Origin of the sequence: Frigoribacterium sp. CFBP 13729 (assembly GCF_014841875.1) — a bacterium.
Lineage (GTDB): Bacteria > Actinomycetota > Actinomycetes > Actinomycetales > Microbacteriaceae > Frigoribacterium.
On sequence record NZ_JACYUR010000002.1, the window covers coordinates 123,129 to 144,369 of the forward strand.

Here is a 21,241-nt window from a genome sequence, read left to right on the forward strand (position 1 = left end):
GATGCTGCTGCTGCACCGAGTGCCGCTGCGGCTGGTGCCCCTGCCGGTGCTGCCGGTGCGGCCGGTGCTGCCGGTGCCGGTGCTGCTGACGGTGGGGCCGCGGTCACCGGTGCGGCCGCGGTCGCCGGTGCTGGTGCTGGCGCCGGCGTCGTGCGCTCCGGTGGTGCCGCCGTCGGCGCGGGGCCCTCGCCTGCCGGTGCCGTCGGGGTCGACGTCGACGAGCAGGGACGGCCGCTGATCGCCGGGCCGGGCAGCGCCGTCAAGATCGACGGCACAGCCCTGGCCGCGACCGTCAAGGCCGACCTGCGCGAGCGGGTCGACGCCCTCAAGGCGCGCGGCACGGCGCCGGGGCTCGGGACGATCCTCGTCGGGGCCAACCCCGGCTCGCTGTCGTACGTCGCGGGCAAGCACCGCGACTGCGCCGAGGTGGGGATCGAGTCGATCCGCATCGATCTGCCCGACACGGCGTCCGAGGCCGACATCCGCGCCGCGATCGAGACGATGAACGCAGACGAGGCCGTGACGGCCTTCATCATCCAGCTCCCGCTGCCCGAGGGCATCGACCCGACAGCGATGCTCGAGCTGATGGACCCCGCGAAGGACGCCGACGGCCTGCACCCCGTCAACCTCGGCGAGCTCGTGCTCGCCGTGCCCGGCGGCAAGGGTTCCATCGACACGCCCCTGCCCTGCACGCCGCGCGGCATCGTCGCGATGCTGCGCGCCTACGACGTGCCGATCGCCGGCGCGCACGTGACGATCGTCGGCCAGGGGCTGACGGTGGGGCGTCCGCTCGGGCTGCTGCTGACGCGACTCGAGGCGACGGCCACGCTGACGCATTCGCGCACGGCCGACGTCGCCGCGGAGGTGCGCCGGGCCGACATCGTCGTGGCCGCCGCCGGGGTGGCCGGGCTGGTGAAGCCGGACTGGGTGCAGCCCGGAGCGACCGTGATCGACGTGGGCATCACGCGTGTCCTCAACGAGGAGACCGGCAAGTACAAGCTGCGCGGCGACGTCGACCCGGGCGTGGCCGCCGTGGCGGGCGCCCTGTCGCCGGTGCCCGGGGGAGTCGGCCCCATGACGCGCGCGATGCTGCTCGCCAACGTGGTGGAGGCCGCCGAGCGCGTCGCCTGAGGCGCCGCGCCCGCTGCGCGCGCGAGATGCGCGAAAAGGGACGAAGTAGGGGCGGGCCCAGCCCTACTTCGTCCCTTTTCGCGTAAGTTGCGCTCGCGCCGTGCGGGTCGCGTCAGGCGTCGCGGCGCGCGCCCTCGGCGGGGTGCACCGTGAAGACGGTCGGCGCGGCGAAGCCGGCCTCGGCGAAGGCGGCGGTGACGGCCGATGCGACGGCATCGCGGTCGGCCGAGCGGACGAGCGCGATCGCCGAGCCGCCGAAGCCGCCGCCGGTCATGCGCGCGCCGACGGCTCCTGCCGCCTGGGCGGTGGAGACCGCGAGGTCGAGCTCGGGCACCGAGATCTCGAAGTCGTCGCGCATCGAGACGTGGGAGGCGTCGAGCAGCTCGCCGATGGCGACGGCGCCGTCGGTGCGCAGGGTGCGCACGGTGTCGAGCACGCGCTGGTTCTCGGTGACCACGTGGCGCACGCGGCGGAACGTCTCGTCGTCGAGCACCTCGGCGGCACGGGTCAGGTCGTCGACGTCGAGGTCGCGCAGCGAGCTGACGCCGAGCGCCTCGGCGCCGCGCTCGCACGAGGTGCGGCGGTCGACGTAGCCGCCGGTGGCGTGGGCGTGCTCGACGTGCGTGTCGACGACGAGGATCTCGAGGCCGGCCGCGTCGAAGCCGAGGTCGACGACGTCGGCGTCGAGGCTGCGGCAGTCGAGGAACACGGCCGAGTCGGCCTGGCCCAGCAGCGACGCGGACTGGTCCATGATGCCGGTGGGCGCGCCCACGGCCTCGTTCTCGGACAGCTGGCCGACGGCGGCGAGGGTCGCGCGGTTCACGTCGAGGCCCCAGAGCTCGGTCATCGCGACGGCGACCGAGCACTCGAGCGCGGCGGACGACGACAGCCCCGCGCCGATCGGCACGTCGGAGGTGACGAACAGGTCGAGCCCGGGGACCGACGACAGGTCGATGGTCGAGAGGTCTCCGCCGGCGGCGGCGAACGACGGCGACGCGGCGCGCGTCGGCGCGACGGAGAGCGCCCAGGCGATGCCGAAGACGTAGGCGGGCCAGCCGTCCATGCGGGCAGGGTCGAGCTCGTCGAGCGAGATCTCGTGGACACCCTCGTCGAAGGTGCTGGCGACACGGAGGAGGCGGTCGTCACGCACGCCGACGGTCACGACCGTGCGGCGGTCGATCGCGAACGGGAACACGAAGCCGTCGTTGTAGTCCGTGTGCTCGCCGATCAGGTTGGCCCGTCCGGGCGCCGACCAGCGACCGGTGACGGCGGTGTCGAAGACGGAGGCGAAGTCGCGGGCGTGGCCGGTCTCGGTGGCGCGGGCCGCGCCTCCTGCGGTGTCGGGGGTGGTGTCCATCAGCGCGTCATCGCCTCTCTCAGTCGGTCGGCCTGGACCTCGGGCACGAGGTCGCCCACCCAGGCTCCCATCGCGGCCTCGGAGCCCGCCAGGAACTTCAGCTTGCTCTCGGCACGTCGCGGCGAGGTGATCTGCAGCATCAGTCGGACGGTGTCGCGCCCGACGTTGACGGGAGCCTGGTGCCAGGCGCCGATGTAGGGCGTCTCGTCGCCGTAGAGGGCGTCGAGGCCCGTGAGGAGGCGCTTGTACATGACTGCGAGCTCGTCGCGTTCGTCGCTCGTCAGGCCCGCGAAGTCGGGCACGTGGCGGTGGGGGAGCAGGTGGATCTCGATGGGCCAGCGCGCGGCGAACGGCACGAACGCCGTGAAGTGCTCGCCGGCGAGGACGACGCGCGGACCGGTGCGCTCGCTCTCGAGCAGGTCGGCGAAGAGGTCGGGGCCGTAGGCGTCGATGCTGCGCAGCAGCGCGGAGGTGCGCGGCGTCACGTAGGGGTAGGCGTAGATCTGGCCGTGCGGGTGGTGCAGGGTCACGCCGATGGCCTGGCCGCGGTTCTCGAACGGGAACACCTGCTCGACGCCGGGCAGCGCCGAGAGGGCCTCGGTGCGGTGCGCCCACGCCTCGACGACCGTGCGCGCACGGGAGTCGCTGAGGCCGGCGAACGAGCCGTGCGTCTCGGGGCTGAAGCAGACGACCTCGCAGCGGCCGACGCTGCGGCGCGTGCGACCGAGGCCGACCTCGGCCAGGTCGGCGAGACCGGCGGGCGCGTCGGGCCCGTCGAGGGTCGGGCCGAACGACGGGGAGCGGTTCTCGAAGACCGCGACGTCGTAGAGGTCGGGGATCTCGGAGGGGTTCGTCGAGGAGGCGGGGGCCAGGGGGTCGAGCTCGGCCGGCGGCAGGAACACGCGGTTCTGACGCGAGGCCGCGATCGAGACCCACTCGCCCGTGAGCGGGTCCTGGCGCATCGAGGCGGTCTCGGGCCGCGGGTCGAGCACGCGTGCGTCGGCACGACGCTCGGAGCCGAGGGAGGTGTCGGCGTCGTCGAAGTAGATGAGCTCACGGCCGTCGGCCAGTGTCGTCGGGCGGATGGCGATGGACGCCATGGTGCCTCCTCGGGGGCGGGGGTGGGGCCTGCGGACGCCCCCGCGACTTGCACTTGCGAAAGCAGGTGAAAGCATACGAAGATCGAGGGGTGACCCGCAACCCCGACGACGCCCCGCTGCCCGGCGAGCGTCGGCGCGGGCGCATCGCCGACCTGGTCGGCCGCCGCGGGTTCGTCTCGACCTCCGAGCTGGCGCGCGAGTTCCGGCTCTCCGAGGTGACCATCCGCACCGACCTCGAGAGCCTCGCTGCCGAGGGGCTGCTGTCGCGCGTCCACGGCGGCGCCCTCTCCGTCGACCGGCCGGTCGAGCGCCCCTTCGAGGAGGAGAGCGCGGTCGGCACCGACGCCAAGAAGGCGATCGGGGTCCGCGCCGCCTCGCTCGTGCGCTCGGGCGACTGCGTCGTGATCGACGTCGGCACCACGACGACGCAGATCGCCCTGGCACTGCTCGACCGTCACGACCTCGAGGGCGTCGTCGTCGTCACCAACGGGCTGACGATCGCGCTGGCCCTCGAGCAGGCGGTGCCCGGCTTCACGGTGATCGTCTCGGGCGGCACCCTCCGGCCGCTGCAGCACTCGCTCGTGAACCCCCTGGCGACCAGCGTCTTCAGCTCGATCACCGCCGACCTCGCCTTCATCGGCTGCACCGGCGTGCACGCCGAGCACGGCGCGACCAACGTCAACCTGCCCGAGACCGACCTGAAGCGCCTCATGACCACCACCGCCCGGCGCTCGTACATCGTCGCCGACGGCGGCAAGCTCGGCGAGGCGCACCTGGGCGTCATCGGCCCGCTCGACCGGTTCGAGGCGCTCATCACCGCCGACGCCGACGCCGAGCAGGTCGTCGCCCTGCGGCGAGCAGGGCTCGAGGTCGTCGAGGCCGAGCTGCCCGACGACGGCCCCGGCCCGGCCGGGTCGGCCGACGACCTGGCAGGCTGACGCCGGAGGCGCGGTGCCGGCCACCGGCACGGCTGCGGCTCCTGCGGTCCGCACCCGCACCTCCTGCGACGACGCTCACCACGGTCGCGACGCTCACGACGAAGGGACGACCATGACGACCCCACCCACCGGGCACCAGCACGAGCTGAGGCTCGAGGCCGACGGCCGCGTCGTCACGGCGACGGTGACCGAGGTCGCAGCCGGGCTGCGCGCCCTGGCCGTCGACGGCGAGGCGCTCGCCGAGACGTTCGCCGAGCACGAGACGCCCCCGTCGGCGTGCGGCATCACGCTGTTCCCCTGGCCGAACCGCGTCGACGGCGGGCGCTGGACCCTCGACGGGCGTGAGCTGCAGCTCGACCTCACCGAGCCGGCCAAGGGCAACGCGAGCCACGGGCTGCTGCGGTACACGGCGTACCGGGCGGTCGACGTCGAGCCGCACGCGGTGACGCTGGCGGCGACGGTGTTCCCGCAGCACGGCTGGCCCTTCACCCTCGAGACGACGGTGCGGCACGAGCTCGTCGCCGACGGCATGCGGGTGGTGCACACCGTGTCGAACGTCGGTGCAGCCGGTGCGCCGTTCGCCCTCGGCTCGCATCCGTTCCTGCGCGTCGGCGCGCACGATCCGGCGACGCTGACGATCACGCTGGAGGCGGCGACCCGGTACGAGGTCAGCCAGCGTGGCATCCCGACCGGAACGTCGCCCGTGGCGGGCACGTCGGCCGACCTCCGTGGCGGCCCCCGCCTCGGCGACCTCGACCTCGACACCCCCTACCGCGACGTGCAGCCCGGCGCCGACGGCGTGCGCCGCACGCGGCTGACGGCGCCCGACGGCACGGCGACCGAGCTCTGGCAGGACGAGGCGTTCCCGTACGTGCAGATGTTCACGCCCCGGAACTTCCCGCGGGCGGGGGTCGAGGGGCTGGCCGTGGCGGTCGAGCCGATGACGGCGCCGCCGAACGCGCTCGTGACCGGCGAGGGGCTCCTCTGGCTCGAGCCGGGCGAGACGTGGACTGCTGCGTGGGGCATCCGGCGGGTCGCCGCGGGGGCCGCAGGTGCCGCGGGGGCCGCGGGCGTCTCGGCGCAGGCATAGGCACAGGCGACGCGATCGCGACGACGCTCCGCGATGTGCGGCGTGGTCTCGTCGTCATCGCGTCGCTGTCGCCCCACCGCCGTCGGGGAGGCACAGATGCAGGTATGCAACACATGTCGCCCGGCAAAACCGACCCGCTGACCTGTTGTCCAGTATGCGCAGGTGGTCCCTGCCGCACACCCGGATCCGCTCGCCCGGGCGCTAGCGTGTATCCGTTCGGCTGGTTACCGGACACAAGTCGCCGGGAGTTCCGTGCGCCGTTCCCCACCTGATCCGGGGACCGGAGCCGCTCCCGGTGCACCGTGCCCCCGCTGGCTCCGCCGGTCGGGGGCACGCTCATTTTCCGCTGCAGTTCCATCGCCGGCACGCGGAAGCTCACAGTCAGATGGAGCGGACCCGCCCGCTCGATTCGTCAGCCCGGATGTCGGTCAGCGCGCGCGAAAAGGCCCGGCCGTGTCTGGGCCGGGCCTTTCCATGTTGATCTCCTAGGTGCCATAGATGGCGTTGAGAACTCCCCAGCCCAGGTCGTCGACGTTCATCACCTTGCTGAGCTCTGGCGGAACAGGCCGCTTGGATGCCGCATCCACCGTCGTGTTGTGGCTGATGACCAAGGAACGCCAAGCGTTGTACTCGTCGGGGCTGCCGAAGATATGACGGCCAGTTCCGCCCCCCTTCACCGAGCGGTAGCTCGCTCCGAAAATGGCCACTTCGCCGTTGCTGCGTCTTGCGTACATGTCTTCGTCCTCTTCTTGCGGAAGGTACAGGGGTGTAGGCGTTGCTTGTCCGGGCGACCATGCCCTCGTGTAGTCGAAGTGCCAGCGCTCGCTGCTGTAGACGGCGAAACCGTAACTACCGCACGTCCTGCGAAGCCAGGCAAGTTGTGAGCTGCCTTCCGGGATCTCCGAACGCTCGAAGTCGACCGCTTGGCCGAGTCCGTGGTTGCTGCGCCCGGGGCGCGCCGCAAATTCCGGGTTCTGGCCGTACTGGTTCCACCAGTAGGTCTGCCCTTCGAGGGTCCGATACCCCTCGTTGACCTTCAAGTAAGAGCCGAAGTTATTGCGGTAGGCGGTGAGCCAAGCTACGAGATCCACGGCGGCGTCTGGGCGCATGTACACGGCCTCAAGGGATCCGGTGTACCGGTAAGGCGTCGTCGTGTCCGGATACGTGAGAAGGGTCATCTTCTCCAACGGCACCTGCCCGTTGAGATGCCCGTCCCAACCGATCGGATCGCCAAGCGCTAGCAGCTTGACGATGCCGTCCTTCTTCTCTGCGCCGATGGCGGGGGACATCTTGCCTGTCATGGCTAGGCCTGCAGCTGCGAGAGCGGCGGCAGACGCATAACCCAGCATGGTTCGCCGGTTCAGACCGACGTTCGGCGGCTCTAGGCCTGGCGGTTCTTGAGGCTGATTCACATCAGCAGCTTCGCAGCTGCCTCTTCGGCGGCACCAGTGGGCTCTACGGGGGACGGCGGGGTACCCCAAGTCGCCTTCGAGCTAGGGGGCCGACGCCCCGGGCATTGTCTTTCTGGTCGCGGTTCCCCGGCTGTACACGGCCTACGCGAACCGGCACCAAGTTCGAGATGAACTCAGCGGGGCTCACAAGAGCAGACCCTGAGAGGGGTTTCGGAGGGGTCTGCTTCTTGGATTCCCGGCCGGTAGGCCTCAGAACCCTTCTATTCACAGGTGGGCCCCGTGGGGCTCGAACCCACGACCCGCGGATTAAAAGTCCGATGCTCTGCCAACTGAGCTAGAGGCCCTCGGTGTTCGAGGATACGTGATCGCGGGCGTCCTCGCGGGCCGGCAGCGCGCCTCCTTCGCGTCCGTGAGCGACGACGAGCGACGACGAGCGACCACGGGCGGCGACGCCCGACCCACACGCCGCTGTCGGTGCACGCGCGTATCGTCGAGGCGATGCCCAGAGACTTCCACCGCCCGACCCAGTTCCCCAGTGCCGCCTTCGAGGCGTTCCAGGGAGGCGACGACCCGGCGACCGTGAACCGGATCGCCCACGAGTCGGCGGCCGCCCTCGTCGCCCGGGTCAAGCACGACCCGCAGCCCGAGATCCTCGACCGGCTCGTCTCGTTCAGCGACGAGCACGGCATCGACGTCGTCGCCGAGCTGTGGGCCCGCGCCGCGCCGCACACCCTGCCCGGGGCCCTGTGGCGGATCTACCTCGTGCGCGCCGTCATCCGCCAGGCGCCCGAGGAGGTCACCTACCTCTTCGACCGCGGCGTCGAGACGTCGACCACCATCGACCCGATCGTCGCCGGGGCCCCGACGCCCGCGACCCCGGCCGAGGTGCTCGCGCTGGCCGACCTCATCCTGCGCGGGGTGTTCGACGGCGACTTCGCGGTCGCGCTCGAGCGCGGTGCGGCGTTCTGCCGGCTGGCGTCGGCCGGCGCCACGACCGTCGCCGACGAGCAGGACTCGATCGGCTCCGACCTCGCCTCGACGCTGACCCGGCGCGCGCTCCGTCTCTCCGAGCTCGGTGTCGACCTCACCGCGTGCGCCGCGCTCTGGCGCGACGGCAGCCTCGACTGACGCTCCGCGTTCGCACCGGGCGAACGCCCGAGCGAGGCCCGGCGACGACGGTTACACTCGTTCACTGTCGGGCCGTAGAAACCCCGGGCTCCAAATTTAGCCGCTTCGAGCGGCCTCGCGCCGAGAGGCGTTCCTGCGGCCCGACACCCTCTTCCTCCTCACCGAGCGTGACCGTTCCGCCCGGCTGATCCGGGGCCCCGTCCCCGTCCCTCCGCCCAGGGCGCGCGGTCGGGTGGTCCGAAGTGGTCCCTGACGACGCGGTGACCGACCGTTCGTGACCACTCGGCCACCGGAGGCACAGGCCCCGCCAGGCGTTCCGTGCACCCGAGGCAAACTCGCCCAAACCAGCAGCCCCCCGGTGCCGAACCATGAGCGTGAGGGATCGAGAGATCCTCCGCTGACTTCCCGCCGCCCTGACTGGCGGGACGACGCGGTCGTTCCCTCCGCTCGGCCCGGGCCTGAACGCCATCCCAGACGGTCACCGGGCGGGGGGTTCGACTCACACCAGCAACAACCAGCACCACCGGAGACCAGCACGAACCCGTCACTCCCCTGTGACGGTCAACCCGACACGAGCGGATCGAGGTGAACCCTGACATGCTGAAGCTCGTGACCCATGACATCGAGACTCCCCAGGAGGAGGCGCGTGCGTCGACCCCTGACGAGCTCCTCCTCAGGGTCGCCCAGGCCGATCGAGTGGCCTTCGCCGAGCTGTACGACCAGACCGCACCTCGTGTGATGGGCCTGATCAAGCGCCTCCTGAAGGACCACTCGCAGTCCGAGGAAGTCACCCAGGAGGTCTTCCTCGAGATCTGGCAGAACGCCGCTCGCTTCGACACCACCCGGGGCAGTGCCTCGAGCTGGATGTTGACGATGGCCCACCGCCGGGCCGTCGACCGTGTCCGCGCCTCGCAGGCCGGCCGCGACCGAGACCTGAAGATCGGCGTCCGCGATCTGGAGCCCGGCTACGACTCGGTCACCGAGTCGGTCGAGATCCGGATCGAGCACGAGCGCGTCGAGCGTGCACTGGGACGACTCACGGAGCTCCAGAGCCAGGCCGTCAGGCTGGCGTACTACGGCGGCTACAGCCACAGTGAAGTGGCCGCGATGCTGGGGGTGCCGATCGGCACCGTCAAGACGAGACTGCGCGACGGCATGATCCGCCTGCGCGACGAGATGGGAGTGGCATCGTGACCTACCGCGACGACTCCACCACCGGCGGCAACCCGCCCCACGACTCGCTCGAGGCGATGTCGGGTGCCTACGCGCTCGACGCCCTGAGCGACGACGAACGACACGACTTCGAGACTCTGCTGGAGGAGTCCGAGAGCACCAGAAGGGAAGTGACCGAATTGAGAGAGACCGCCTTGCTGCTCGCCCACGCGGCACCGCCCGTGATGCCTTCGGCCGCCCTCCGCGCGAGCATCATGGACGCCATCGTCGGGCTGCCTCAGCTGCCCGCCCAGACCACCTCCGACTCTGCCTCGCAGACGCCGGCCGTGACGCAGGTCGCAGGAGGCGCGGGTGACGACCACGAGATCGCTCGCCCCGGCCGCCACGCCGTCCCCGAGATGGAGCCGAGCGAGACCGAGACCGCTGCCCGCGTGCTCGAGCCCACCGGCGCGGCCCGTGCCCGCTGGTTCACCCGGCCCGTCGCCATGCTCGGCGTCGCCGCGGCAGCCGCCGCGCTCTTCTTCGGAGGAGGCGCGCTGCTGTCCGAGGTCACCGGCCCGAGCCAGCAGCAGGAGGCCACCGCCTCCTCGATCGACGAGATCTACGCGGCAGGCGACTTCCAGCGGACCGTCGCCGACGTCAGCACCGGTGGCACCGCGACGCTGGTCTGGTCGAACGAGCTCAAGCGCTCGGCGGTCGTCCTCGACGGCCTCACCTCGCTGCCCGGCGACCAGACGTACGAGCTCTGGTACATCGGCGCTGACGGTGCCGTGCCTGCCGGCACGTTCGACACGGACACCGACTCGACGGTCACGAAGGTGCTCAAGGGCGAGATGAGCCCTGGCGCCACGATCGGCCTCACGGTCGAGCCCGCCGGCGGCTCCGAGCAGCCGACGAGCGACCCGATCATGGCCGTGCAGAGCGCTTAGCGGCGACTGCACGACCCGGTCGGGCCCCGCTAGGGCCGCGACCCGGCCACACGACGAAGGAGGCGGCCCACCAGCAGGTGGGCCGCCTCCTTCGCGTCGTGCCGGGCCGAGGACGACCCGTGGGCCGCCCACGACCGTCGGCCGCGCGCAGCCTCCGGGCTCAGCCGAATCGGCCGGAGACGTAGTCCTCGGTCGCCTGGACGCTGGGCTTCGAGAACATCGTGGCGGTGTCGTCGTACTCGATGAGCTTGCCGGGCTTGCCTGTGCCCGCGATGTTGAAGAAGGCCGTCTTGTCGCTGACGCGGCTGGCCTGCTGCATGTTGTGGGTCACGATGACGATCGTGTACTGCTGCTTGAGCTCCTCGATGAGGTCCTCGATGGCGAGCGTCGAGATCGGGTCGAGGGCCGAGCAGGGCTCGTCCATCAGGATCACGTCGGGGGAGACGGCGACCGCGCGCGCGATGCAGAGGCGCTGCTGCTGGCCGCCCGAGAGGCCCGAGCCGGGCTTGTCGAGGCGGTCCTTGACCTCGTTCCAGAGGTTGGCGCCCTGCAGCGAGCTCTCGACCAGGTCGTCCTGCTCGCCCTTGCCCATGCGGCGGTTGTTGAGCTTCACGCCGGCGAGCACGTTGTCGCGGATGCTCATGGTGGGGAAGGGGTTCGGGCGCTGGAACACCATGCCGACCTGACGGCGCACGAGCACCGGGTCGACGCCGGGGCTGTAGAGGTCGTTGCCGTCGATCAGCACCTCGCCGTCGACGTAGGCGCCGGGGATGACCTCGTGCATGCGGTTCAGCGTGCGGAGGAACGTCGACTTGCCGCAGCCGGACGGGCCGATGAAGGCCGTGACCGTGCGCGGCTCGATGGTGATGTTGACGTCCTCGACGGCCTTGAACTTGCCGTAGTAGACGTTGAGGTCCTTGACCTCGATGCGCTTGGACATTCACATTCCTTCGGTGAGGTGCGGCGTCGTGCGGGGACGCGGGGGAAGAGTGGGGGAGGCGCGTGGCCGTCAGCGGCCGAGCTTGGGGGCGAAGAGGCGCGCGATGAGGCGGGCCAGCAGGTTCAGCGCCATGACGATGAGGATCAGCGTCAGGGCCGAGGTCCACGCCCGGTCGATGTAGGCGGCCGCGTCGGTGCCCTGGCTCACGTACGAGCTGTAGGCGAAGACCGGCAGCGACTGCATGCGGCCGTCGAACAGGTCGTAGTTCATGCTCGCCGTGAAGCCGGCGGTGATGAGCAGCGGGGCCGTCTCGCCGATGACGCGGGCGATCGACAGCATGACGCCGGTGGTGATGCCCGCGATGGAGGTGGGGAGCACGACCTTGAGGATCGTCAGCCACTTCGGCACGCCGAGCGCGTAGGCGGCCTCGCGCAGCTCGTTCGGGACGAGCTTGAGCATCTCCTCCGTGCTGCGCACGACGACGGGGATCATCAGCACGGCCAGGGCCACGGAGCCTGCGGCGCCCATGCGGACGCCCTCGCCGAAGAAGATCACGAACAGGGCGTAGGCGAACAGGCCGGCGACGATCGACGGGATGCCCGTCATCACGTCGACGAAGAACGTGATCGCGCGGGCCAGGCGGCCACGGCCGTACTCGACGAGGTAGATGGCCGTGAGCAGGCCGATCGGCACCGAGATCACGGCGGCGAGGGCGGTGATCAGCAGGGTGCCGGTGAGGGCGTGCAGCCCGCCGCCGCCCGCTCCGACCACGTTGCGCATCGACATCGAGAAGAAGTCGCCGTCGAAGCGGGCGGCGCCGCTCGTCACGACGGTGAAGAGGACCGAGACGAGCGGGATCAGCGCGAGGATGAACGCCGCGCTGACCAGGGTCGTGACGACGCGGTCCTTGGCGCGGCGGATGCCCTCGACCTGCATCGAGATGACGAACACGAGGGCGGCGTAGAGGATCGTGCCGAGCACGATCGCGGCTACCCAGTTGAAGGTCTCCGTGACGCCGCCGGTCTGCAGCAGGCCGAAGACGACGAGCATGACGGCCCAGCTGCCGAGGAGGATCGCCAGCGGCGCCGCCTTGGGCAGCTTGCCCGTGGTGAGGGTGTTGACGGTGCGGCTGGCCGTGCGGGGACGGTCCTGGGTGGTGGTGGCCATCAGTTCGCTCCGGAGAAGGCCTTGCGGCGGTTGATGACGACGCGGGCGATCGAGTTGACGACCAGCGTGATGACGAAGAGGACGAGACCGGTCGCGATCAGGGTGTTGATGCCGATGTCGTGCGCCTCGGGGAACCTCAGGGCGATGTTCGCGGCGATGGTCGACGAGTTCGTCGAGGTGAGGATCGCGGGGTTGATCACGAGCGCCGGCGACAGCACGAGCGCGACGGCCATGGTCTCGCCGAGGGCCCGGCCGAGGCCGAGCATCGAGGCCGAGATGATGCCGGGGCGGCCGAAGGGCAGGACCGCGACCTGGATCATCTCCCAGCGGGTCGCACCCAGCGCGAGGGCCGCCTCCTCGTGCAGGGTCGGCGTCTGCAGGAACACCTCACGGCTCAGCGCGGTGATGATCGGCAGGATCATCACGGCGAGCACGATGGAGGCGGTGAGCAGCGTGCGGCCGGTGCCCGACACGGGACCGGCGAACAGCGGGAACCAGCCGAGGTGGTCGGCCATCCACGCGTAGACGGGCTGCACGGCGGGGGCGAGGACGATGCTGCCCCACAGGCCGAAGACGACCGACGGCACGGCGGCCAGCAGGTCGATGACGTAGCCGAGGCCCGCGGCGAGGCGGCGAGGGGCGTAGTGCGAGATGAAGAGCGCGATGCCGATGGCGACGGGGAGGGCCATGACGAGCGCGAGCGCGGCGGCGTAGACCGTGCCGAAGGCGAGCGGGCCGACGTACTGCCAGAACGAGTCGGGGAAGCCGGAGAGCGAGATGTCGGCCGGGTCGGCGATCACGGCGGGGATGCTCTGCGCGACCAGGAAGATCGCGACGGCGGCGAGGATGGCGAGGATCAGGCCGCCGGCGACGACGGTGCTGCCCGAGAAGATCCGGTCTGCGGGGCGACGCGGCGCACGAGGTGCCTTGACCTTCGTGGCGGTCGATGCGGGGGCGGTCATCGGACGAGGTCCTCCGGGTGGGTGCTCGGTGTGCGGGCGGTGCTCGGGTGGCGGTGCGGTTCTGCCGATGGTGCTGATCGTACGGGTGCCCCTGTCAGGGCGACGGCCCGGGACCGCACGGCGTGCGGTCCCGGGCCCGGTGTGGCGGGTGCTACTTGATGAGCGCGATCGCGTCGGCGACCTGACCCGAGAGGGTGCTCGAGATGGGAGCCGAGCCGGCGGCGTCGGCCGCGACCTGCTGGCCCTCGTCGCTGGAGACGTACTCGAAGTACGACTTCACGAGCTCGCCCTGGGCGGCGTCCTCGTACGACTCGCAGCCGATCAGGTAGCTGACGAGCACGAGGGGGTAGACGCCGTCGGCCGTCGAGGTGCGGTCGAGCTCGATGGCGATGTCGCCCTCGGTGCGGCCTTCCTCTTCAGGGGACTCGTCGACGATGGCGGCGGCGGCCTCGGCCGAGTACTCGACGAACTCCTCGCCGACCTTGATCTTCGCGACGCCGAGGTCGCCGGCGCGCGAGGCGTCCGCGTAGCCGATCGTGCCGGTGCCGTTGGTCACCGCGTCGATCACGCCCGAGGTGCCGGAGGCGCCCTCACCGCCCTCGAGGGGCCAGACGCCGTCGGGCTCCGACGACCACACGTCGGGGCTGTTGGCGTTCAGGTACTCGGTGAAGTTCTCGGTGGTGCCCGAGTCGTCCGAGCGGTGCACGGCCGTGATGGGCGTGCTGGGCAGGTCGGCGTCGGGGTTGTCGGCCTTGATCTCGGCCGCGTCCCACGTGGTGATCGCGCCGCTGAAGATGCCGGCGATGGTGGCGGGCGAGAGGTTGAGCTCGTCGACGCCGTCGAGGTTGAAGACGACCGCGATGGGCGAGACGTAGACGGGCAGCTCGACGATGCCGGTGTCGGGCGTGCAGCCCGCGAAGGTGCTCGACGAGATCTCGTCGGTCTTGAACGCGCGGTCCGAGCCGGCGAAGGCCGCGGCGCCGGAGATGAAGCTCTCACGGCCGCCGCCGGAGCCCTGCGGGTCGTAGTTGACGGTCACGTCGGGGTTGGCGGTCTGGAAGCCGGCGACCCAGGCCTCCTGGGCGGCCTGCTGCGACGAGGCGCCGATGCCGGCGATCGTGCCGGAGAGGTCGGAGGAGGCGCCGTCGGACGAGGAGCCGGAGCCGCCCTCGTTGGAGGCGCAGGACGCGAGGAGCATGGTGCCGACCGCGGCGATCGCCACGATGCTGCCGGTGCGCTTGAAGTTCACAGAGGTTCCTTTTCGGATGTAGTGCCGTGGGTGCTGGGGGCCGGTGCTGACCCGAGGCGAGACGCTACGTCGAGTGGTTAACCACGGTCGTCTGCGATGGTGAACGGGAGGTTAACGCGGGGGGAACATCGGCCGGGCGTGCCCGCCTGCACGGAGCCGCAGGGCCAGGATCACCCGCCGAGCCCACCCGCCGCGTCGACACGGCCCGACACGGCTCGCGCCCCGGGGCAGGGCCACGGGGCGCGAGGGTCGACAGGCCGGCGGCCTGCCTCAGAGCACGGGGCCGTGCGTCTCGACGGCGACGAGCGCGGCGTCGGAGCACGACACGTGCAGCACGGTGTACTCGCCGGGGCTCAGCGAGGAGGCGCGGCGCAGGTCGAGCCGGTGGCCGCCGACCGTCCCCACGGCGATCTGCCGCACGATCTCGGGCAGCACCGGGGCGTGCGTGCAGAACACGGCCGGCACCCGCTTCTTGAGGCGCTTCGCGACGACGCCGGCCACGTCGTCGTCGTGGCGGTCGAACGCGTCCTGGCTGATCGAGTCGCTCTGCTTGACCCCGACGCGGGTCAGCGCCGAGACCGGCTCGAGCGTCGCGAGGCAGCGGGCGGCCGTGCTGCTGATCAGCCGCTGCGGGGCCCACGCCGCGATGCCGGGCGCGATCGACTTCGCCTGACGGCGGCCCTGGGGCAGCAGGGGGCGGGTGGCGTCCGAGCCGCTCCAGTCGCCGGGCGACGTCGTCTTCGCGTGCCGCAGGGCCACGAGGGCGAAGGTGCGGGCGGCGCCCGAGGCGACGCGGTCGGCGAACCGGTCGAGCACCTCCGCGTCCCGTTCGTAGGTCAGCTTGGCGCGCGCCTTCTCGATCGAGACCCACTCGATCGCGGCGACCTCGCTGTTGGGCATGAAGCGACCGGCCTCGGCGACCGCGTCGTCGGTGACCTCGGCCGCCCAGTAGTGCACGATCTTGTCCCGACCGCCGGGCATGACGTACTCGGCGGTGCCGAGCGGGGCCCCGAGGGCGACGCGGTACCCCGTCTCCTCGCGGATCTCGCGGACGGCCGTCTGCGGCGTCGACTCGCCGGGGTCGACCTTGCCCTTGGGCAGCGAGACGTCGCCGTGGTGCTCGCGGTGGATGAGCAGCACGCGTGCCTTGCCGTCCACCAGGCGGAAGCAGACCGCGCCGGCCGCGACGATCGTCGTGGGGGCGACCGTGCTCACCGGCTGGCCCGGCGGCGCTGCGTGATCTGCTTCATCAGCACGTTCTGCATGTCGGCGAGCGGGGCGTCGGAGGCGTCACGAGCGTGGCGCGTCCAGGTGCCGTCGCTCTCGAGCCACCACGACGCCGTCTCGTCGGACATCGCACGGTCGAAGAGCTCGGAGACCTGCTCGAGGTGGTCCTGCTGCGTGAGGCGCACGAGCGCCTCGATGCGGCGGTCGAGGTTGCGGTGCATCATGTCGGCGCTGCCGATGAAGACCTGGGGGTCGCCGTCGTTCGCGAACCAGAACAGGCGCGAGTGCTCCAGGTAGCGGCCGAGCACCGACCGCACGCGGATCGTGTCGCTGAGGCCCGGCTGGCCCGGCTTGATGGTGCAGATGCCCCGCACCCAGACGTCGACGGGCACGCCGGCCTGGCTGGCCTTGTAGAGCGCGTCGATGATCTGCTCGTCGACGATCGAGTTGATCTTGATCTTGATGCCCGAGGGGCGACCGGCCTGCGCGGCCTCGATCTCGCCCTGGATCTGCTTGAGCAGGCCGCGGCGGAGGTAGCGCGGAGCGACGAGGAGGCGCTTGAACTTCTTCTCGATCGCGTAGCCCGACAGCTCGTTGAACAGGCGCGTCAGGTCCTTCCCGACCTGGTCGTCGGCGGTGAAGAGGCCCATGTCCTCGTAGATGCGGCTCGTCTTGGGGTTGTAGTTGCCCGTGCCGATGTGCGTGTAGTGCCGCAGCCGGCCCTTCTCCTGGCGGATCACGAGCGCGAGCTTGCAGTGGGTCTTGAGCCCGACCAGGCCGTAGACGACGTGCACGCCGGCCTTCTCGAGCTTGCGGGCCCACGTGATGTTGTTCTGCTCGTCGAAGCGCGCCTTGACCTCGACGAGGGCGAGCACCTGCTTGCCCGACTCCGCGGCGTCGATGAGGGCCTCGATGATCGGGCTGTCGCCGCTCGTGCGGTAGAGCGTCTGCTTGATGGCGAGGACGTTGGGGTCGGCCGCCGCCTGCTCGAGGAACGCCTGCACGCTCGTCGCGAACGACTCGTACGGGTGGTGCACCAGGATGTCCTGCCGGGCGATGCTCGCGAACATGTCGGGCTTCATGTTCGGCTCGGTCGGCTGCAGCTGCAGCGCCGTCTGGGGCAGGTGCTTCGGGTACTTCAGGTCGGAACGCGGCATCTTCGTGATCTCGAAGAGGCCCGCGAGGTCGAGGGGGGCCGGCAGCCGGTAGACCTCCTGGTCGGTGACGTCGAGCTCGCGGACGAGCAGCTCGAGCGTGACCGGGTCCATGTCGTCGGTGATCTCGAGGCGGATGGGCGGGCCGAAGCGCCGACGCAGCAGCTCGCGCTCGAGAGCCTGGATCAGGTTCTCCGACTCGTCCTCGTCGACCTCGACGTCCTCGTTGCGGGTGACGCGGAACACGTGGTGCTCGACGACCTCCATGCCCGGGAACAGGTCCTGCAGGTGGTTCGCGATCAGGTCTTCCAGAGGGATGAACCGCACGCGCCCGCTGTCGTTGTCGGGCAGCTGCACGAAGCGCGGCAGCATCTGCGGCACCTTGAGGCGCGCGAACTCCTGGCGCATCGTCTTCGGGTTGCGGACGCGCACCGAGAGGTTGAGCGACAGGCCCGAGATGTAGGGGAACGGGTGCGCGGGGTCGACGGCGAGCGGCATCAGCACGGGGAAGATCTGCTCGGTGAAGATCTCGCGCATGCGGACGCGGTCGGCCTCTTCGAGGTCGGACCACTTCTCGATGTGGATGCCCGCGTCGTCGAGGTCGGGCTTGACCAGGTCGAGGAACGCCCGGGCGTGCCGCTCTTGCAGGTCGTGCGCCTTGGCGTTGATGTCGGCGAGCACCTCGTTGGGGCCGCGGCCGACGTTCGTGGGCACGGCGAGCCCGGTGGCGATGCGCCGCTTCAGGCCGGCGACGCGGACCATGAAGAACTCGTCGAGGTTGCTGGCGAAGATCGCGAGGAAGTTCGCGCGCTCGAGCAACGGCGTCGTCGGGTCCTCGGCGAGCTCGAGCACGCGCTGGTTGAACGCCAGCCAGCTGAGCTCTCGGTCGAGGTACCGCTCGGCGGGGAGCGTGCCGTCCTCGAAGCTGACGATCTCGTCGAAGTCGTCGAGGAAATCGGGGGTGACGCCGGCGCCGTCGACGCGTGGTTCGCTGTCCATCGCACCATCGTGCCACCCCTGGTGGCCGCCGACGTCCCCGCCACGTGAACGGCTGGTGACGAGGCCCGGCTCGGCGGCTGTGGAGGAGGCACGACGGAGACGTGTCGGAGGCGCGGAGGACGCCGGGAGGAAGCGTGGCCGGAGGCGCGACGGAGGCGCCTCAGGTGGCCGCGAGGGCCTCGCCGACCGGTGCGCGCCTCCTTCGCCCGCCCGCCAGGACGAGGGCGGAGCCGGCGCCGCTGAGCACGAACCCCGCCAGGGTCCACGCCGTGAGCGGCTCGCCGAGCAGCAGGGAGCCGGACGCCGCGGTGGTCGGCGCCACCAGGAACAGCAGCGCGTTCAGGGCGGTGACGCCCAGCCGGCGCAGCAGCCACCAGTAGAGCCCGTACGCGGCGAGCGTCGGCACCAGCGCCGACAGCACGGTGGCGGCCCAGAACGAGGGCGACGGAGGCGGCACGAGCGTCCCGGTCGCGGCCGCGAGCACCACGAGCGCCGCGGCCGTCACGCTCACGTGCACCGTCAGCGTCGTGAGCACCGGCAGCTCCGCCCCTCCGCGCCGCTCGACGAGCGTGCCGGCGATGAGGCTCGCCATCGCGAGCGCCGGGAACGCCCAGGCCCACGTCGGCGCGTCCGAGTCCCCGAGCTGCGACCCGACGACGAGCACGACGCCGACCGCCCCGACACCGAGCCCGACCCACTGCGCGCCCCGCACCCGCAGCCCGAGCAGCGGGCCGACGAGGGTGGCGACGACGAGCGGCTGCGCCGCGTCGACCAGGGCCGTGCTGCCGGTCGCCACCCCGACGCCGACCGCCGCGTAGACGGGGACGACGTAGCCGAACTGCGCGAGCAGCCCGATGACGGCCTGTCGCCGCAGCTCGACGAGGGGGACCCCGCGCAGTCGTCCGCGGGCGGCGGCCACCACGACGAGCAGCACGGCGAGCGGCAGGAACCGCCAGAGCAGCAGCGTCGTCGCCGGCGCGTCGACGGTGGCGACGGCAGCGATGGTGAAGCCCGAGCTCCACGCGAGGACGAACGCGGCGGCGGCGAGCACCGTGACGGCGCCGGGCACACGGCGCGCCCGGCCGCTCACGAGGTGGTCGAGTAAACCGATCTGTTTATTCACGCCCTCGACTATACAGATGGGTATAGTCGAGGGCATGGTCGACCTCACCGCGCCCGAGCTGCCCTCCCTCACGCCCGGTGCGCGCCGCCTCCTCGACGCCGCCTCCGACCTCTTCTACGACCGCGGCGTCCACGCCGTCGGCGTCGACACGATCGCCGAGGCGGCCGGCGTCACGAAGAAGACCCTCTACGACCGCTTCGGCTCGAAGGAGGCGCTGGTCGTCTCGTACCTGCAGCACCGCGACGCGAGATGGCGCGCCCACCTCGCCGCCGAGCTGGCCCGCACGCCCGAGCCCGGCCCCGAGCGGGTGCTCGCCGTCTTCGACGCGACGCTCACCTGGGCCGCCGACAACTCGCCCAAGGGCTGCGGCGTGATCAACGCGCGTGCCGAGGTGGGCGGTCCGGACGACGGCGGGCCGGTGCTGCCCGAGCTCACCCGGCAGAAGCGCTGGATGCTCGCACTGGTCGCCGACCTCCTCGCGGAGGCGGGGCTGGGGCGGGGCGACGGCGGCGCCCTCGCGCGGCAGCTGATGCTGCTGCACGAGGGCGCTCTGGTCACGCTCGGGATGGCGACCTTCCCCAGGCCGGTCGAGACGGCACGGGACCTCGCCTCGGCCCTGCTCGCCGGCGCCACGGCCACTGCCGGTGGGGCCGGGGGAGCGGGCCCGTCGTCGACCACCGGGCCGTGACCGGGTCCGTGCCTAGAGCACCCCGCCGCGCATCGGGGCGAGGCGTCGCCAGGTGACCGACCGCCAAGCCCACTCCACGGGGCCGTACGAGACGTGCCGCAGCCACAGCCGGCTGAGCAGCGACTGCACCACGAGCAGCGCGGCGCTCGTGACGACCATCGGCAGGTAGCTCGTCATCGTCGACCAGTCGAGGCCCGGCGAGGCCAGCGCGACGAGGGTGAGCACGACCGAAGCGGCCAGGTAGTTCGTGAGGGCCATCCGGCCGAGCGGCTCGAGGGCCGCGGCGAGCAGGGCCCGGGCACGAGTGCGCCAGAGCAGGGCGAGCCCGGTCGCGTAGGTCACGGCGACGACGAGGCCGGTCGAGGCTCCGACGGCGCCGAACGCGGCCTCCGGGCCGCCGACGACCTGCGCGACGGTGCCCGCGACCGAGGCGAGGAGGGCCGTCACGAACACCGCGACCACCGATCGTCCCGGCCGCTCGAGCACCGTGGGGAGCCCGTACGAAGCGGCGGCGGAGCCCAGCAGGAGCAGGCCGGGGACCGTCACGACGCCTCCGCCGAGGACGGCGAACGCGACGATCGTGAGCACGGCGCCCAATGCCGCGGTCAGCCAGCGAGGGGCGAGCAGCACGGCCGGCAGCAGGACGAGGCCCGCGATCGCGTACTCGCGCAGCACGTCCCCGGGGAACACGAGCGCGTGCAGCAGTCCGATCCCGAGCAGGGCGGCCAGCCGCAGCGCCAGGGGCAGCCACGGCGACGTGCCGCGCCGGCGGGCCGACAGCACGATGAGCTGGAAGCTCAGGCCGAAGAGGAAGCAGAAGATCGGCACGAACCGCTGTTCGACCAGCACGCCGAGCAGGCCGCTGCCCGTGCTCGATGAGAGCTGGCCCGCGAAGTCTTCCGGGGACAGGCCCTCGCCGATGCCCAACAGGAAGGGGGCGTTCGCGAACAGGATGCCGCAGAGCGCGAACCCGCGGAGGGCGTCGACGAGTCGCCAGCGGCTCTCTGGAGTCGCCGGGGCGGAGGCGGTCCCCTCACCAGGCAGGGTCGCGACGGTCGCGTCGATGCCGGGACGAACGGCAGGAACGGCAGGAGCGGCGGGGGAGGCGGGTGAGGAGGCGGAGCGGGTGATCTGTGGCATGTCACCAGCGTCGCGGAGCCCCGCCGCGAGCGAGTCGTCCCCCCGGATGACGTCGCCGCGGCGCCGTCGTCCGGGGGGACGAGATCGAGGAGCTGCCTACTTCTCTTCCTGCTTCAGGGCGATGCCGAGGGCGAAGAACGTGGGCGCCCAGTGGCCGATGAAGATGCCCCAGCGGTCCGACTGCGCCTTGTCGTTCGAGTCCTTGCCCTGGGAGGCGAGCCACGCGACGAGCGCGATCACGATGGACGCGAAGCCGCCCCAGTAGGCGTGCTCGCTCTTGACGCCGAGGTCCGAGATGAATTTGACGGGGTTCATGGTGTTCTCCTGCAGGTCG

At 71.4% G+C, this 21,241-nt stretch carries 19 protein-coding genes and 1 tRNA gene; 7 read left to right on the top strand and 13 right to left on the bottom strand.

All coding sequences use genetic code 11. From position 1 onward, the window contains the following. Positions 1-237: 237 nt before the first annotated feature. On the top strand, positions 238-1,131 hold the full coding sequence (locus IFT77_RS07000) for a bifunctional methylenetetrahydrofolate dehydrogenase/methenyltetrahydrofolate cyclohydrolase (RefSeq protein WP_192041402.1): 894 nt from the start codon (positions 238-240) through the stop codon (positions 1,129-1,131). A gap of 112 nt (positions 1,132-1,243) precedes the next feature. Here IFT77_RS07000 and galK read toward each other — a convergent pair whose 3' ends face one another. Continuing rightward, positions 1,244-2,488, bottom strand: a complete 1,245-nt coding sequence (gene galK, locus IFT77_RS07005) for a galactokinase (protein ID WP_192169602.1) — start codon at positions 2,486-2,488, stop codon at positions 1,244-1,246. After that, positions 2,488-3,588, bottom strand: coding sequence for a galactose-1-phosphate uridylyltransferase (gene galT, locus IFT77_RS07010; RefSeq protein WP_192169603.1), 1,101 nt, complete (start codon positions 3,586-3,588; stop codon positions 2,488-2,490). The genes galK and galT overlap by 1 nt, the downstream gene beginning before the upstream one ends. An 89-nt stretch (positions 3,589-3,677) precedes the next feature. Here galT and IFT77_RS07015 point away from each other — a divergent pair, with 89 nt between their 5' ends. After that, the gene (locus IFT77_RS07015) at positions 3,678-4,526 is read left to right on the top strand and encodes a DeoR family transcriptional regulator (protein WP_192169604.1); all 849 of its coding nucleotides are present in this window, start codon (positions 3,678-3,680) and stop codon (positions 4,524-4,526) included. A 112-nt stretch (positions 4,527-4,638) separates the two neighbouring features. Then, positions 4,639-5,616 (top strand): aldose 1-epimerase family protein, encoded by a 978-nt coding sequence (locus tag IFT77_RS07020; protein ID WP_192169605.1) that lies wholly within the window; start codon positions 4,639-4,641, stop codon positions 5,614-5,616. A gap of 485 nt (positions 5,617-6,101) precedes the next feature. Here IFT77_RS07020 and IFT77_RS07025 read toward each other — a convergent pair whose 3' ends face one another. Beyond that, on the bottom strand, positions 6,102-6,917 hold the full coding sequence (locus tag IFT77_RS07025) for a M15 family metallopeptidase (RefSeq protein ID WP_192169606.1): 816 nt from the start codon (positions 6,915-6,917) through the stop codon (positions 6,102-6,104). A 382-nt stretch (positions 6,918-7,299) separates the two neighbouring features. Beyond that, positions 7,300-7,372: transfer RNA gene (locus IFT77_RS07030), tRNA-Lys, on the bottom strand. 154 nt (positions 7,373-7,526) lie between these two features. On the opposite strand from IFT77_RS07030, the gene IFT77_RS07035 reads away from it, so the two are divergent. The 3 genes from IFT77_RS07035 to IFT77_RS07045 all read left to right on the top strand — a co-directional run bounded on the left by IFT77_RS07035 (position 7,527) and on the right by IFT77_RS07045 (position 10,258). After that, positions 7,527-8,156, top strand: coding sequence for a DNA-directed RNA polymerase subunit beta (locus IFT77_RS07035; protein ID WP_133738326.1), 630 nt, complete (start codon positions 7,527-7,529; stop codon positions 8,154-8,156). Positions 8,157-8,753: 597 nt separating this feature from the next. Then, a complete protein-coding gene (sigK, locus tag IFT77_RS07040) occupies positions 8,754-9,350 on the top strand; it encodes an ECF RNA polymerase sigma factor SigK (RefSeq protein WP_192040855.1) in 597 nt (198 codons plus the stop codon). Then, entirely contained in the window at positions 9,347-10,258 is a 912-nt protein-coding gene (locus tag IFT77_RS07045; RefSeq protein WP_192040856.1) for an anti-sigma factor, read from the top strand. Before sigK ends, IFT77_RS07045 begins: the two co-directional genes overlap by 4 nt. A 160-nt stretch (positions 10,259-10,418) precedes the next feature. Here the strand turns inward: IFT77_RS07045 and pstB are convergent, their stop codons facing one another. The 7 genes from pstB to IFT77_RS07080 all read right to left on the bottom strand — a co-directional run bounded on the left by pstB (position 10,419) and on the right by IFT77_RS07080 (position 19,079). Further along, complete coding sequence (pstB, locus tag IFT77_RS07050) at positions 10,419-11,198, bottom strand: phosphate ABC transporter ATP-binding protein PstB (RefSeq protein ID WP_192040857.1); 780 nt, start codon at positions 11,196-11,198, stop codon at positions 10,419-10,421. 69 nt (positions 11,199-11,267) lie between these two features. Beyond that, positions 11,268-12,365: a phosphate ABC transporter permease PstA gene (gene pstA / locus IFT77_RS07055; RefSeq protein ID WP_192169607.1), complete on the bottom strand. Its 1,098-nt coding sequence runs from the start codon at positions 12,363-12,365 to the stop codon at positions 11,268-11,270. Beyond that, the gene (gene pstC / locus IFT77_RS07060) at positions 12,365-13,327 is read right to left on the bottom strand and encodes a phosphate ABC transporter permease subunit PstC (protein WP_192040859.1); all 963 of its coding nucleotides are present in this window, start codon (positions 13,325-13,327) and stop codon (positions 12,365-12,367) included. Before pstC ends, pstA begins: the two co-directional genes overlap by 1 nt. A 151-nt stretch (positions 13,328-13,478) precedes the next feature. After that, positions 13,479-14,576: a phosphate ABC transporter substrate-binding protein PstS gene (locus IFT77_RS07065; protein ID WP_371740970.1), complete on the bottom strand. Its 1,098-nt coding sequence runs from the start codon at positions 14,574-14,576 to the stop codon at positions 13,479-13,481. 270 nt (positions 14,577-14,846) lie between these two features. Then, positions 14,847-15,791 carry an NUDIX domain-containing protein gene (locus IFT77_RS07070; RefSeq protein ID WP_192169608.1) on the bottom strand — a complete coding sequence of 315 codons (945 nt, stop codon included), beginning with the start codon at positions 15,789-15,791 and terminating at the stop codon, positions 14,847-14,849. Beyond that, positions 15,788-17,956, bottom strand: a complete 2,169-nt coding sequence (locus tag IFT77_RS07075) for an RNA degradosome polyphosphate kinase (RefSeq protein ID WP_192040861.1) — start codon at positions 17,954-17,956, stop codon at positions 15,788-15,790. The genes IFT77_RS07070 and IFT77_RS07075 overlap by 4 nt, the downstream gene beginning before the upstream one ends. A 160-nt stretch (positions 17,957-18,116) precedes the next feature. Continuing rightward, positions 18,117-19,079, bottom strand: coding sequence for a DMT family transporter (locus tag IFT77_RS07080; RefSeq protein ID WP_371740971.1), 963 nt, complete (start codon positions 19,077-19,079; stop codon positions 18,117-18,119). A 34-nt stretch (positions 19,080-19,113) separates the two neighbouring features. Between IFT77_RS07080 and IFT77_RS07085 the strand changes: the two genes are divergently transcribed. Continuing rightward, on the top strand, positions 19,114-19,767 hold the full coding sequence (locus tag IFT77_RS07085) for a TetR/AcrR family transcriptional regulator (protein WP_192169610.1): 654 nt from the start codon (positions 19,114-19,116) through the stop codon (positions 19,765-19,767). A 12-nt stretch (positions 19,768-19,779) separates the two neighbouring features. Here IFT77_RS07085 and IFT77_RS07090 read toward each other — a convergent pair whose 3' ends face one another. After that, complete coding sequence (locus tag IFT77_RS07090) at positions 19,780-20,907, bottom strand: DUF418 domain-containing protein (protein WP_192169611.1); 1,128 nt, start codon at positions 20,905-20,907, stop codon at positions 19,780-19,782. Positions 20,908-21,003: 96 nt separating this feature from the next. Further along, positions 21,004-21,222: a hypothetical protein gene (locus IFT77_RS07095; protein WP_123547843.1), complete on the bottom strand. Its 219-nt coding sequence runs from the start codon at positions 21,220-21,222 to the stop codon at positions 21,004-21,006. Between the last annotated feature and the right edge of the window lie 19 nt (positions 21,223-21,241).